The sequence below is a fragment of the Spirillospora sp. NPDC048911 genome (assembly GCF_043198015.1).
Taxonomy (GTDB): Bacteria; Actinomycetota; Actinomycetes; order Streptosporangiales; family Streptosporangiaceae; genus Spirillospora.
In genome coordinates, this window is record NZ_JBICUD010000008.1 from 219,895 (window position 1) to 233,099 (window position 13,205).

At 70.2% G+C, this 13,205-nt stretch carries 8 protein-coding genes; 2 read left to right on the forward strand and 6 right to left on the reverse strand.

Features of this window, described 5'->3' with window-relative positions; all coding sequences use genetic code 11:
• Positions 1 to 85 precede the first annotated feature (85 nt).
• From ACGFNU_RS33430 to accD, 6 genes are all read right to left on the reverse strand, one after another.
• Positions 86 to 4,924, reverse strand: coding sequence for an SDR family NAD(P)-dependent oxidoreductase (locus ACGFNU_RS33430; RefSeq protein WP_392600172.1), 4,839 nt, complete (start codon positions 4,922 to 4,924; stop codon positions 86 to 88).
• Complete coding sequence (locus tag ACGFNU_RS33435; protein ID WP_392600173.1) at positions 4,921 to 6,363, reverse strand: acyltransferase domain-containing protein; 1,443 nt, start codon at positions 6,361 to 6,363, stop codon at positions 4,921 to 4,923. The genes ACGFNU_RS33430 and ACGFNU_RS33435 overlap by 4 nt, the downstream gene beginning before the upstream one ends.
• 120 nt (positions 6,364 to 6,483) lie before the next feature.
• Positions 6,484 to 7,245, reverse strand: coding sequence for an IclR family transcriptional regulator (locus ACGFNU_RS33440; RefSeq protein WP_392600175.1), 762 nt, complete (start codon positions 7,243 to 7,245; stop codon positions 6,484 to 6,486).
• Between the two features lie 217 nt (positions 7,246 to 7,462).
• Positions 7,463 to 8,821 (reverse strand): acetyl/propionyl/methylcrotonyl-CoA carboxylase subunit alpha, encoded by a 1,359-nt coding sequence (locus ACGFNU_RS33445; RefSeq protein ID WP_392600176.1) that lies wholly within the window; start codon positions 8,819 to 8,821, stop codon positions 7,463 to 7,465.
• Positions 8,822 to 8,826: 5 nt separating this feature from the next.
• Complete coding sequence (locus tag ACGFNU_RS33450; protein WP_392600178.1) at positions 8,827 to 9,354, reverse strand: acetyl-CoA carboxylase biotin carboxyl carrier protein; 528 nt, start codon at positions 9,352 to 9,354, stop codon at positions 8,827 to 8,829.
• Positions 9,355 to 11,220, reverse strand: a complete 1,866-nt coding sequence (gene accD / locus ACGFNU_RS33455) for an acetyl-CoA carboxylase, carboxyltransferase subunit beta (RefSeq protein WP_392600180.1) — start codon at positions 11,218 to 11,220, stop codon at positions 9,355 to 9,357.
• A gap of 300 nt (positions 11,221 to 11,520) precedes the next feature.
• Here accD and ACGFNU_RS33460 point away from each other — a divergent pair, with 300 nt between their 5' ends.
• Complete coding sequence (locus ACGFNU_RS33460; RefSeq protein ID WP_392600182.1) at positions 11,521 to 12,138, forward strand: RNA polymerase sigma factor; 618 nt, start codon at positions 11,521 to 11,523, stop codon at positions 12,136 to 12,138.
• Positions 12,135 to 13,151, forward strand: a complete 1,017-nt coding sequence (locus tag ACGFNU_RS33465) for a CU044_5270 family protein (protein WP_392600183.1) — start codon at positions 12,135 to 12,137, stop codon at positions 13,149 to 13,151. The genes ACGFNU_RS33460 and ACGFNU_RS33465 overlap by 4 nt, the downstream gene beginning before the upstream one ends.
• Positions 13,152 to 13,205 lie beyond the last annotated feature (54 nt).

The following is a 13,205-nucleotide window of genomic DNA, read 5'->3' on the forward strand; positions in this document are numbered from 1 at the left end:
CCACAATCAGAATCAATCGTCACGTTGGAATGATAGCGCGGAAGTGCGCTCGGTCAAGGCGCCGCAGCGGCGGCCGGCGGCGCCGTTAACTCTGCTCGGAATCGCAGGTCGGGTAGTCCGGGCCGGCGTACTCGTGGAATTCGCCGCGCGTGAGATCGAAGTGTCCGAGGACGGCCGCACGGATGCCGCGGGCCCTCAACAGCACGGACCCGTTGGCGTCCACCCCCACCAGAGCGCTGCCCTTCCCCACCGGGTCGGCGAAGGCCCGTACGGGTCCATCACTGAAGATCTCGTCATCGGTACGGTCAGTGAACAGGTCGATCTCCTCTGCGGCCCGCAATACCAGGAGGGGTGTCCGATCGCCGTTCGTGCGGACGATGTTGGCGAGTTCGAACACGCCATGGAAAAGCTGGCAGGGCACACGGTGCTCACCGCAGCCACGTTCCCCGGGCTCGATCACCGAGGCGGCACCGGAATCGTCGGCTCGATGGTCGGCCGTGCAGGCCAGCGGACCTGTCACATACGCAAGGGGGTTGGTCTCGTGCAGCGGGTTCGGCACCTTTCGTCGCGGGGCCGGATCGGGCTGCTCCCAGCCGGGCGGTTCGGGCCGCTCGTGTGCCATGAGCAGGTCGAACTCGGTGTGCAGTCGCCGATCGAGGATCTCGTCCGTCTCGGGATGCCTGATGGCGGACGTGATACGCGCGTGCAGCCGAGCCGGGTCGCCTTGCTCGATCACGGAGAGGGAGAGGGCCAGCCGTTGCGGGCTCTCCGGCGTCAGGATGATGGGTGCCCGCGCCTCCAGCTTCCGGATTCCAGTGGCCACCCTGCCGGGAACGAGCGTGGACGCCGCGTCGAAGGCCAGGTCGAACAGTGCGGAAAGGGGAACCAGTGGCCGCCCCTGAATGATGTGGTGGGCAAGACAGCCGTCATCGTCGAGGCTCAGCGTTCTTTCGAACACGGCGGACTTCTCGGCGCCGAAGTACGGTAGCCGCGGCGCTCGCTCTTCCAGCCATCGACGTTCGGCCTCCGGCAGATGAACGATGACCGGCGGGCGCTGGGGATCTTCGATCGCCTCGAAGAACCGGACGACGCCTTCGTCCACGGACATGAACTCGGTGATGCCGAGCGACCGCAGGGCCTCTTGCATCACCGGCTCGCTCGCGATGCCCACGCCGTCCCAGCTCGTCCAGTCCAGGGTGAACTCGTTCTCGTTTCCCGACCAGTACGCCGCCGCGGCCAGGAAGTCGTTCGCCGCGGCGTAGTCGATCTCACCGGGCCAGCCCATGAATCCGATGATCGAGGCGAAGTTGACCCACAGCCGGGGCGACCGGCCGGCGAACGAGTCGCGCAGGTTCAGGTAGCCGAGGACCTTCGCGTCGCGCCCCCGGCGGAAGTCCGGCAGCTCCTTCTTCTCGATCATTCCCTGGCCTGCCGCCGACGCCGCGTTCACCAGCAGATCGACCTGGCCGTGCGCGTCGTGAATCGTGTCGATGGCGGCGCTCAGCGCGTCGCCGTCGGTGATGTCGCAGGGCAGGTAGCGGACCCGATCGGAGCCGCAGTGCCGTGCCATCGCGGCGACGTTCGCCGCGATCGTCGCCTGGCGGTCGAGCCGCCGATGTTCGTCCAGCAGTCGCGGCACCGGCACGTCGGGCCGTGCCCGGCGTTGCTCCGCGATGTACTCCGGCCGATCGGGCACGGTCGACTCCGGGTCTTCCGGAGCGGGCGTGCGGCCGATCAGATAGCAGATCGGCGCGTGCCGCTCGGCCAGGGCCTTCATCAGCTCGGCGGTGATGCCGGTACCGCCGCCGACGGCGACGACGACACTGTCACCGGTGATCGGCGATTCCCGGTGGGCGGGCGGATCGAGTGCCGCCAGCGCGTAGCCGAGACGCCGGTCCCCCGCACGGACCACGACCTTGAGCGGCAGGTCGCAGGCGGACTCCTCGTCCAGTTGCGCCAGCCCGGTGGCCAGGTCCGTCGTATCGCTGAGAACGGCCCAGCAATGGGACTCGGGCACCTCCAGGGCCAGCGTCTTGACGAGGCCGGTGAAAAGCCCGGTCCAGGGATGAGGCCGGCCGTCGCGGACGGCATCGATCATCAGGACCGCATAGGTCAGATCAGCGGACAGACGCGGTCGCATCGCGGCGAAGGCCAGATCATGGAGCTCACGCGGGTCGGGGCCCCAGTCGTCCGCCGGCCGGTCATGGCAGCGCAGGTCGGCCACGACCCGGATGTGGCGAACGGCGAACGGGAGCCTCTCCTCCGTCACGGCCTCGATCCCATCGCGAGGCGTCACCACCGCGGACCTCTCGGGAAGATCCAGCCTCCCGGCCAATTCGGGATCGGTCGTGATGATCAGGACGTCGTCCGGCAGGGCGGCCATCCGCGACCGGGTCTTCGGGGCGATCTCATCGGAGAGCTCCGTGAACGCCATGCGTTTTCGCACGACGATCTCCCCGTCCGTCTGGCGGTCCGCGTTCCGGTCCGCCTCCGCCCCCGCGTTTCGATCCGCGCCTGGCCGGGACGGTGTCACGGTGACCGCAGGGCAGTCGGAGTGGACCGGTGAGATCTGCACCTCCTGGTCCGCCGCGCCGAGGAGCACCATCAGGCCGTCCATGCCGGGATAGACGCGGTCGAGGCCCCGCAACGGTGGGAGCTCTCGGGCCGCCGGCCCCTCGGTGCCGAGCCGCGTGGCGATCGTCGCGAGCGGTCGCAGCCCGCGCCGTTCCGCGACGGAACGGCGGGTGATGGCGAGCAGGACTCCCCCTTCCGCCAGGCTCACCCCGGGCGGCAGGTCATGCTTCACGATCGCCGTGAACTCTTGTGTGCTGTTCGCGGCGACGCCGCACACGAGCGCCGCGTCGACTTCGCCGTGGCGGAGCTGCTGCTCGGCCAGGCGCAACGCGGACAGGCCCGCGTCCCAGCCTGTCTCCACCGCCATGTGCGGGCCGTGGATGTCGAAGTAGTTGGCCATCCAGCCGCCGATCAAGCTGGCGACGACGGTCATCCGCAGCGTGTCCGCCGTCACCTCGGGGGCGTTGGCCCGCAGGTCGTCACGGACGGCCTGATAGGCGAGATGGACGGAGTCGGACTGCGGCACCTCCACCGACGCGAGCGCGCTCTGGCAGTCGGGCAGGTAGCAGCGCAACGTGCTGAGGGTGGCGGAACGCATCTGGCCGAGGTGCGCCACGGTGACCGACGTCCTTTCGCGGAGCTCGTCCCACGCGTCGCCCAGGCGCGAGGAAAGGTCGTTGGTCATGCGCAACGCGGTGAGTTCGGTGCGGTCCATCTCCGCAAGGACCGGAGGTGGAATGCGGATCTCCTCGAATCCGGGCAGGGGATAGTCTTCGCCGAATTCGCGCTCCGGCGGCTCGGCTTCGCCGCGCAGCCAGGCTTCGACCTCTTCGCGCCCGGCGCCGCCAGGGAAGTAGGCGGTCCAGTCCACCAGGACGATCTCGTCCTCCGCCGATGGGTGGTCCTCCGGCGATGGGCGGTCCTCTGCCGACGGGTGATCGTCCGGCGCGGTCTCCTTCGACTCGTCGTTCATCGGCCTGTCGGTCATGGGCCTGTCGCTGACCAGGACGTGGGTGTTCGACCCGCCCAGCCCGAAGGACGAGACGCCCGCGACCCTGGGCTCCGGACCTTCGGCCGGCCAGGGGATGTCCTCGGTGGGGATGTACACGGAGGCGGGAAGCTCCACGTGCTCGGGCAACTCGGTGAAGGACGGCTGCGCGGGTATGAGCTCGTGCCGCAAGGCGAGCAGGGCGTGCAGCACCGACACCATTCCGGCGGCGGTGCCCAGGTGACTGAGCGTGGGCTTGTTGCCGACCAGGGCATGACGCCGGTCATCGGTGAACAGGCCCGCCAGGGCTTCCATCTCCACCGGGTCGCCGGCCAGGGTGCCGGTCGCGTGACACACGACCACGCCCACGTCGCCGCTGCCGGCACCCGCGGCGCGCCAGGCACGCTCGATCGCCCTGCGCTGACCCGCGGGGTTCGGGGCACCCGCCGACTTGCCGCGCCCGTCGGAGGCTCCGCCGTAACCGGCGAGCACACCGAGGATCGGATCACCGTCCCGGCGCGCGCGCTCCAGGGTCTTCAGGACGAGGCAACCCGCTCCCTCACCGAAGACGGTGCCGTCGGCCTCATGATCGAACGCCCGGATGCGGGCCTTCTGGGACAGCACTCCCGCCTTGGCCATCGCGATCAAGCTGCGCGGGGTCAGTTCCTGAGCGGCCCCGCAGACCGCGACGTCGCAGGCGTCCGACCGGAGTGCCTGGATGGCGGCGCCCATGCCCATCAGACCGGACGCGCACGTCGCCGTGAGCACCGCCGTCTCACATCGGCCAGGCAGCAGATCCGCGATGGCCCGCCGCCAGATGTCGTCTGGAAGATGCGTCGGCCGGCCCGACATCGCCGGGCGATAGCGGCGGTCGAGCTCGCGGGCGATCGCGGGCAGCGCCATCGCGGCGTCCTCCGCGGAGAGGGCGTCCGCCAGCCGCCATCGCATCCCATGCCGGACGGTCGCCGACTCCAGGTGCTGAATCGTGTCGGCGGACAGAGCCACGGCGGCCTGCACGCGGTCGCCGGGCTCCTGCCGCACCCCTTCGAGCGCCTGCATGACGCAATGGCGGAGCCAGGTGGCGACGCGATCGGAGTCGCTGTCCCAGTCGCCCGCGCGGATCTCCTCCGCCAGCCGGCGATGCGGAGCGAAATGGTTGACGTATCCCGCCTGAACCGTCTGAATGCGGTCTTCGGCGTCCGGATCCAGCGACCAGAACGGGCCCAGGTCCAGCCGGCTCCGCCCCGGCTCGCCGATCATGCTTCGGCCGCCGCGGAGCACGTCCCACAGGTCCTCCGGATCGCTCGCCCCCGGAGCCACGACTCCCATTCCCACCACGGCGATGCTGGTGTCCCGTGTCATGTGCTGCGCGCCTCCCGGACCGCGTCGACGATGTGGCGCAGGGTCGGGTAGTCGCTGAGCCGGCCTCCGGATTCGGGACCTGGGACGTCGTACTTCTCGGCGACCTTGGTGAGGAGCCGGGTCTGCCGGAGCGAGTCGATGCCGAGTTCGGCTTCGAGCTGGGCGTCCTCGGTGAACACCTCCGGTGGATAGCCGACGACTTCGGCATACAGTTCCTGCAGTTCGGTGAAGAGGTCGTCGTCCGCGGGTGCCGACGAGTCGGACTTCGGCTCGGACGATTCGGTCGTCTGCGCGTCGCTCGCCGCTTCGGCGGACTCTGCCTGCGGCCGCTCCGCTTCTGGCTGCTCCGCTTCCGACCGCTCGGCCTCCGGCTTCTCTGTTTGCGGCTTCTCTGTTTCCGGCTTCTCTGCTTCGGGCTGCTCTGGTTCGGGCTGCTTCGCTTCTGGGTCCTTTGTCCTGGGTTGCTGTGCCGCACTGTCCGGCCAGGATTCGAACGCCGCCCGTATCTCCTCAAGACTGGCGCGGCGTGCCAACGGCGCCACCGTCCGCACGTCCGCCGGGAGGGATTGCGCCGCGAGTCCGGTCAGCGCGCCCCGGGCACCGCACTCCGCGAACGCGTCGACACCGTCCGCGTGGACGGCTCGTACGGCTCGCAGGAACCGGACGGGCCATGTCAGGTGCCGGGCGAGCACCTCCCGCGCGTCCGACTCGTCCATCACCTCGCGTCCCAGGATCGGCGAGTGGACACGGCATTCGGGGATCTCCGTCTTGATGCGGGCGAGTGCCTCGCCGAAACGCCGGGACGCGCCGCCCAGCATCGCGTTGTGGTAGGGATACGGCGCCGCCAGCCGGCGGCTGCCCACCTCCAGCGCCGCGGCCACTCGCTCCAGCGCGGCCAAGCCCTCCTCCGCTCCCGACAGGACGGTCTGTCTCGGGGCGTTGTACGCGGCGATCGCGACCGACCCGTCGTCCACCGCTCCACGGAGATGGTCGGCGCGCCGGGAGTTCGTCGCGAGCGCCACCATGCCGCCCTCCGGCGACCGGGACGTGCGCAGCGCCACATCGCGCTCCCAGATCATCCGGGTGGCGTCCTCGACGGTCAGGCTCCCCGCCGCCGTCAGCGCCGCGATCTCACCGACGCTGTGCCCGATGAGCACATCGAACCGATGGCCCTCGCTCCGCAGGAACTCGAACAGCCCGACCGAGGCGGCGAAAATGATCAGTGAGAGCCGGCCGGGGTTCTCCGCCAGGTCCTCAAGGCTCGGAACATCCGTCTCGGCCAGCAACGGCAGCGCCGGATCGCCCTCGTACTCCTGGGTCACGCCGTCGATGCGCTCGATCACATCCCGCACGTCCGCGGAGGCGCGCACGACCTCCGCCATCGCACCGGGCAGATATGCGCCTTGACCTGGGAACAAGGCCGCCGTCCGCACGTTCATTTCCTTCCTTCCGCCGCCGTCTCCTGCTCACACTCGGACAGGCCCGGCCGGCGGGCAAGAACGTGTTCCACGACTCGGAACGCCGGTCGCGCGGGAGTCAGGGCGCGGGCTCCGGTGTAGTCAGAATCTCTCGCATCGGGCGATCGGTGAGGCGGTGTGCGCGGTCCTGCGCAGCAGCGGTTCAACGGATTCGAAGTCGAATTCCTTGGCCGGTCCGGACACCGTGAAACAGGCAACGGGATCTGCGCGTCCTCCGACGGGTGCGGCCATGCCCACATATCCGGGCAGATATTCTTCGCGACTCACAGCGATGCCGCGTTCCCTGATCTCGAGGAATTCGCGCTCCATCCGGCCAGGATCGTCAATGGTATTCCTGGTGAAACGATTCATGGTGCCGGGGGCGATGATATCGGGCCGTGGGCACCGGCTCATGGCGACCAGTACCTTGCCCGCCGCTGTGCAGTGCACCGGAGCTCGCATGCCCGTCCGCAAGATCCACGGAGCATATGAGGACGGGTATATCGTCTCCAGGTAGAGAACAAATGAATGGTGCAGGACGGCCACACTGACCGCGTGGTGAGTCGATTCGAAGAGTTCGGCGAGATGGGGCATGAGGAGACGCCTGAGGCGGGCGTGGCGCCGCTGCCTCGGCCGGGCACTCTCTGCCAGGTGCTGGATCCCGTCGCCGAGCGCGTAGCGGTCCCCGCTCCGGCACACCATGCCATGGATCTCCAGGGTGGCGAGCAGCCGGTGAACGGTCGATTTGGCCAATTGGGTTCGCTGGGCGACCTCTGACAACTGGACGGGCGCTTCCTTGCTGGCCAGATATCGAAGAACGATCATCGCCTTGCCGATGGCACCGTTCGACGTGGCTTCCGGCATGGTGATTTCCCTGCGACATCGGGCAACGACGCGATCAATGTTTCATTGCATCATGAACTACCCGGGCCGTACCTTGGATAAACCAGCAGACCCGTCAATGCACCAGGAAATCACCGATTCACATTAAGGCAGGTATGTAATTTCCTTTCCGCCGCGCCGCCGCTGTGGCGGCCCTGTCATAAGTGTCGCGATGTCGACTCTGAGGCCTCTGTTCGTATCATTCTGAGCTCTTGCCGTTCTCGAGCAGGGACTCGACGAGGCCGAGACGGTGCTCGCCCGAACGGAACGCGGTGTCCGCCAAAATCCAACGCAGGAAGTCAATGTTGGTGGTCAAGCCGTCGCACCGGAACTCGTCGAGGGCGCGATCGAGTCTCCGTATCGCGCGAGCACGCGTGGGCGCCCACGCGATGACCTTGGCGAGCAGCGAGTCGTAGTGCGGCGGGACGACGGCGCCGGGGACCAGATAGGTGTCGACGCGGATGCCGGGGCCGCCGGGCAGGGCCAGATCGCCGACGTCACCCGCCGAGCCCGCCCAGTCGCGGGCCGGGTCTTCGGCGTTGACGCGTGCCTCGATGGCGTGACCGTCGAGCCGTATGTCGTCCTGGCTCAGCCCGAGGTGCTCCCCGGCCGCTTCCCGGATCATCGTCTCGACGATGTCGATGCCCGTGCGCGCCTCGGTCACCGGATGCTCGACCTGCAGGCGGGCGTTCATCTCGATGAAGTGGGGCTGGAGGTTCTCGTCCACAAGGAACTCGAAGGTGCCGACGTTGCGCAGCCCGATGGCGCGAGCGCCGGTGACGGCGGCCTCCCAGAGACCGCGCCGCACGTCGTCCGGCAGACCGGGGGCGGGCGACTCCTCGATGACCTTCTGGTTGCGCCGCTGCACCGAGCAGTCACGCTCGCCGAGATGGATCACCTCGCCGTGGGAGTCGGCGATGACCTGGACCTCGATGTGGCGGCCGTCCCGCACGAACTTCTCCAGGTAGACGCGCTCGTCCTGGAACAGTGCCCGGGCCGTCGAACGGGCCGTCTCGAACGCCGCCACCACCTCGGCCGGATCGTGGACCGGGACGATGCCGCGCCCACCGCCGCCGGCCAGCGCCTTGAGGACCACCGGGTAGCCGATCTGCTCGGCCTGGGTGGCCGCGTCGTCCGCACCGGCCAAGGGATCGGGCGAACCGGGCAGGACGGGCAGGCCCGCCGCCCGCATGGCCGCTCGGGCGGCCTGCTTGTCGCCCATGAGCGCCAGATGCTCGGGCGCCGGTCCGATGAAGGCCAAGCCCGCGTCGCGGCACGCGGTCGCGAACTCGCTCTCCTCCGCCAGGAACCCGAAACCGGGATGTACCGCGTCGGCTCCCGTGCGCGCCGCCCCGTAGAGAAGGGAGGGAATGGACAGGTAACTGCGGCCTGCCTGCGGCGGGCCGACGCAGACGGCGTCGTCGGCGAGGCGGACGGCGAGACCGTCGCGATCGGCGGTGGAGTAGGCCACGGCCGCCCGGATGCCCATCTCCCGGCAGGTGCGCACGACCCGGACGGCCACCTCGCCGCGGTTGGCGATCAGGATGCTGCGGAACACCCTCGTCACCCCCCAGCTTGGTCGGGCCGCAGAGTGGCGAGGACCTCCTCGAACTCGACCACCTGTTCGTCCTCGGCGCGGAACTCCTCGACGACTCCGGCCCGGGAGGCCTTGACCGGGGTGTAGGTCTTCATCGCCTCGATGAGGCCGATCTGCTCGTCCTCCCCGACGTGCTCCCCCGCTTCGGTGAACGGGGGGTCGTCGGGGGCGGGACGGCGATAGAAAACACCCACGGCGGGCGCCTTCACTTCCAGCAGGCCGCTGTCCCCGCCCTGCTCCTCGTCCTGACCCGCGGGCGGCGCCGCCTCGGTCTCGGTGGTTGCGGACGCGTCGGGTGCCTCCGCCGCGGCAGCGGGCGTCCCCTCGCCGTGGATCTCGACGACGGCGCCCTCCGCCTGCAGGCGAACCGTGCTGACCGGGCTCCCCTTCGCCGCGTCGATCAGCTCCTTGGCCGCCGTCACGGCGTCGTCGAGCCCCGCCTCCGTGGCCTCAACGTCGCCGCTCTCCTGAGTCTGCCGCTCTTTGTCCATCATCTACCTCCCATCGTCCGCACCGTCGCCCACGCCACCATCCGCACCGTCGCCCGCGCCACCGTCCGCACCACCGTCCGCACCGTCGTCGGAGGCAAGGCGAGTGCACCATCGGCTGCCGAGGTCGCGCAGGCGCTGCCACCGGCCGGCGGTGATGTCCTCGCGAGGGATGTCGAGCAGCGGCGCGAGTTGTCTCCGCAGTTCCCCGGCGAGGAGCCGAGCGGCGGCATCAGGGTCGGCCCCGGCCCCGTGCGGCGGTTCGGGGACGATGGCGTCCACCAGTCCCAGCTCGTGCAGGTCCGCGGCCCGCAGATGCAGCGCCCCGGCGGCCTCCGGGGCGCGTTCCGCGTCGTTGAAGAGGATCGCGGCGCAACCTTCGGGGCTGATCACCGAGAGCGTGGCGTTCTCCTGCATGAGCAGCCGGTCGCCGACCGCGAGCGCCAGCGCGCCGCCGCTGCCGCCCTCACCGGTGACCACGCACACCACCGGGACCGCCGTGCCCGCGGCGGTGAGCAGGCTCTCGGCGATGGCCGCGCTCTGGTTGTCCTGTTCCGCGGCGACTCCCGGGAACGCTCCGGGGGTGTCGATGAGCGTGATGACGGGCAGGCGCCATCGCCCGGCCAGTTCCATCAGCCGGACCGCCTTGCGGTAGCCGGCCGGGTGCGCCATACCGTAGTTGTGCCGCGGCAACTGGGCCGGATCGCTGCCTTTGCGGTGACCCAGCACCACGGTGGGCAGCCGGTCCAGCCATCCCAGCCCCCCGAACAGCGCCGGGTCGTCGCCGCTCCATCGGTCGCCGTGCACCTCGACGAACCCCGTCCACACCCGGTCGACGTACGCGCGCGGGTCGGGACGTGCCGTATCCCGCACCGCCCGTACGGCAGCCCAGGGCTCAGGGACCTCACGCCGCGCCGCCGGCCGCCCCTCCGCCGCCGACTGCTCTTCCGCCGTCGGCTGTGCCTCCGTCGCAGGCCACTCTTCCGCCGCCGGTTGCGCTTCCGCCGTCGGCTGCTCTTCCGCTGCTGGTTGCGCTTCCGCTGCCGGTTCCGACGTGCCGGTTTTCCGTGCGGTCGCGAACTCCACCAGCCGCCTGAGCGTGTCGGGGAGCTGGGTGCGGGCGACCACCAGATCCACGTGGCCCTGCTCTTTGAGGAACTCCGCCCGCTGGAAACCGTCGGGCAATTCCTGCTCCATCGTCTGCGCGATCACCCGGGGCCCGGTGAATCCGGCCCGGGCGCCCTCCTCGGCCACGATCACATCGCCCAGGCTCGCGAACGAGGCCGCCACCCCGCCGTACACCGGGTCGGTCAGCACGCTGACGAAGGGGACGCCGGCCTCGCGCAGCCTGCCGATCGCGGCCGCCGTTCTGGCCATCTGCACCAGCGAGATCACGCCTTCCTGCATGCGCGCGCCCCCTGAGGCGGAGACGACGAGAAGGGGGACCCTCGTTCGCAGCGCGCGTTCGGCCGCGCACACGATCTTGCTGCCGACGACGGCGCCCATGCTGCCGCCGAGGAAGTCGAAGTCCAGCACCGCCACGACCACGTCACGGCCGCCCAGCCGCGCCGTTCCCGTCACCACGGCCTCAGCCAGGCCGGTGTCGGCGATCGCCTGGCGCAGCCGCTCGGGGTAGGGCATCCGGTCGGCGAAGCCCAGCGGGTCGGTGGCCGTGAGGTCCGAGCCGAACTCGTGAAAGGTCCCGTCGTCGACGCAGTGGGCGATGCGATCGTAGGCACCGAGCCGGAAGTAGTGTCCGCACTCCAGGCAGACCCCTGCCGGGCGCAGGCGTTCCCGGCTCAGCCACGTCTCGCATGCCGGGCACTTTCGCCACTGCTCGGCCTGTTCGTCGATGCGCGACAACACGTCCACCGCGTGGTCACCTCTTGGGGTCGTGGTGTTCGGCGCCGCGACGAAGAGCCGGCTTGGGCCGCTCGCTGCGTTGACGAGGGTCCCGGCCCAGCGCTCGGCAGGTCTTCGAGCGGCATGATCGATGTTTCCGCTCTGCCACAGAATCTAGGCGCCGGCCGACAATCGGCCCACTGGCTGTTCCATTTGGCGGAACGCTCGCGCAAGGGAACCCGATTCGGCCGGGCGAGGAATCAAGGGTGACGACACCCCCCTGAGACAGGAGGCCACCTTGGCGAGACCCGCGAGCACACCAGGCCGGACGTGACCGTTGTGGGGCAGGAGGACCGGCGGGCGGCCGGCGCGGAACCGGACGACGCGGAGCTGATCGCGTGGTCCCGGTCCGAGCCGGAACGGTTCGCGCCGCTGTTCCACCGGCACGCGCCCCTGATCCATCGCTACATCGCGCGGCGGCTGAGCGCGGACGCGGCCGACGATCTGATGGCCGAGACCTTTCTGATCGCGTTCCGGCGGCGGCACCGCTACGACCTGGACCGCGCCGACGCGCGGCCCTGGCTGTACGGCATCGCCACGAACCTGATCGCGCGGCATCGGGCGGCGGAGGTGCGCAAGTACCGGCTGCTCGAACGGGTCGGTCCGGGCGGCCACCCGGCCGAGGACATGGGCGACGCCGTCGTGGATCGGGTGGCCGCTCAGAGTCTGCACGGCCCGCTGGCGGGGACGCTGGCCGATCTGCCCGCCCGCGTCCGCAACGTTCTGCTGCTCGTCGCCTGGGCCGACCTCAGTTATGAGGAGGTCGCCGAGGCGCTGGACGTACCGGTCGGGACGGTGCGATCACGGCTGCACCGCGCCCGCCGCCGCCTGCGTGACGCGCTGGGCGGCACCGACCCGACCCTCGCCGTTGAGGAGGAACCGACTTGAACGAGATCGAGATGCTGCGCGCCGCGCGGCCCGAGGTGCACGATCCCGCGTCCGAGGTGCTCGACGCCGCCCTCGTCCGGGTGCTGAACGACGCCGAGCCGAGTGCGCGACGCCGCCTCGCTCGGCGGTCGCCGCGTGGCCGGATTCTCCTCGCGGGGGGTCTGGGCGCGGTCGCCGCCGCCGGCGTCGGCCTGGTGCCCGTCCTGAGCGGCAAGGGCGCGGCGCCCGCCAACGCGGCGGTCGAGCTCCGGCTGGCGGCCGCGGCCGTGCGCGCCGCCCCCGAGCCGACGGTGAAGCCCTCGCAGTGGGTCTACATCGAGACCAAGGTCCGGGGCGTTCCCGGGCAGGGCGTGATGTGGGCTCCTGGCGAGGACGCCGACACTCCCCGGCCGACGACGTCGTTCGACATCCGGAGCTGGTACCCGGCCATCGGCGGCGCGATCCTCAAGTGCCCGCCGATCCCGAAGGAGCCGAAGGTCTGCGGGCCCGCCGTGGCGTCCACCCTGGTCCAGCAGGTGAACGGCCGCGAGATACGGCTGGCGCTCTTCCCGAACTCGTCCGGCTGGGACCCCGACGACCAGGCGTTCGTCCGGAAGCTGCCCACCGACGCCGGCGCGCTGCTCAAGCGGGTCTACTCCTACGCCGACCGGAAGGCCGGCTGGCAGGGCTTCGACCGCGATCAGGAGGCGGTCGAAGCGATCGCCGACCTGATGGACGGCCACGTCTCGCAGGCCCTGCGCGCGGCGCTGTACGACGCCCTGTCCCGCGTCCCCGGCGTGCGGATGGACCGGAACGCCGTCGACAACGCCGGCCGCCGGGGCCTCGGCTTCAGCCGCACCGGCCACGGCGAGACCGTCCAGATCATCGTGGCGCGCGGCACCTACCGCTACCTCGGCGACAAGGTGACGGCGGTCAAGGACCATCCGGGCGGAGTCAAGGCCGGAACGGTCCTGCGATGGAGCGCCCAACTGCGCGTGGCGGTCGTCGACAAGGCACGCCAACTGCCGAGCTGACCGCGCGGAAGAAGCCGGGGCGGCGTTCTGTCCGTGGTCGCTTTTACGGTTGGC

Bases quoted from the DNA above. Each gene is read 5' to 3' on its own strand.
- ACGFNU_RS33440 (WP_392600175.1), bottom strand. From the start codon at position 7,245: ATGCCGGAAGCCACGTCGAACGGTGCCATCGGCAAGGCGATGATCGTT.
- ACGFNU_RS33430 (WP_392600172.1), bottom strand. From the start codon at position 4,924: ATGACACGGGACACCAGCATCGCCGTGGTGGGAATGGGAGTCGTGGCT.
- ACGFNU_RS33450 (WP_392600178.1), bottom strand. From the start codon at position 9,354: ATGATGGACAAAGAGCGGCAGACTCAGGAGAGCGGCGACGTTGAGGCC.
- ACGFNU_RS33435 (WP_392600173.1), bottom strand. From the start codon at position 6,363: ATGAACGTGCGGACGGCGGCCTTGTTCCCAGGTCAAGGCGCATATCTG.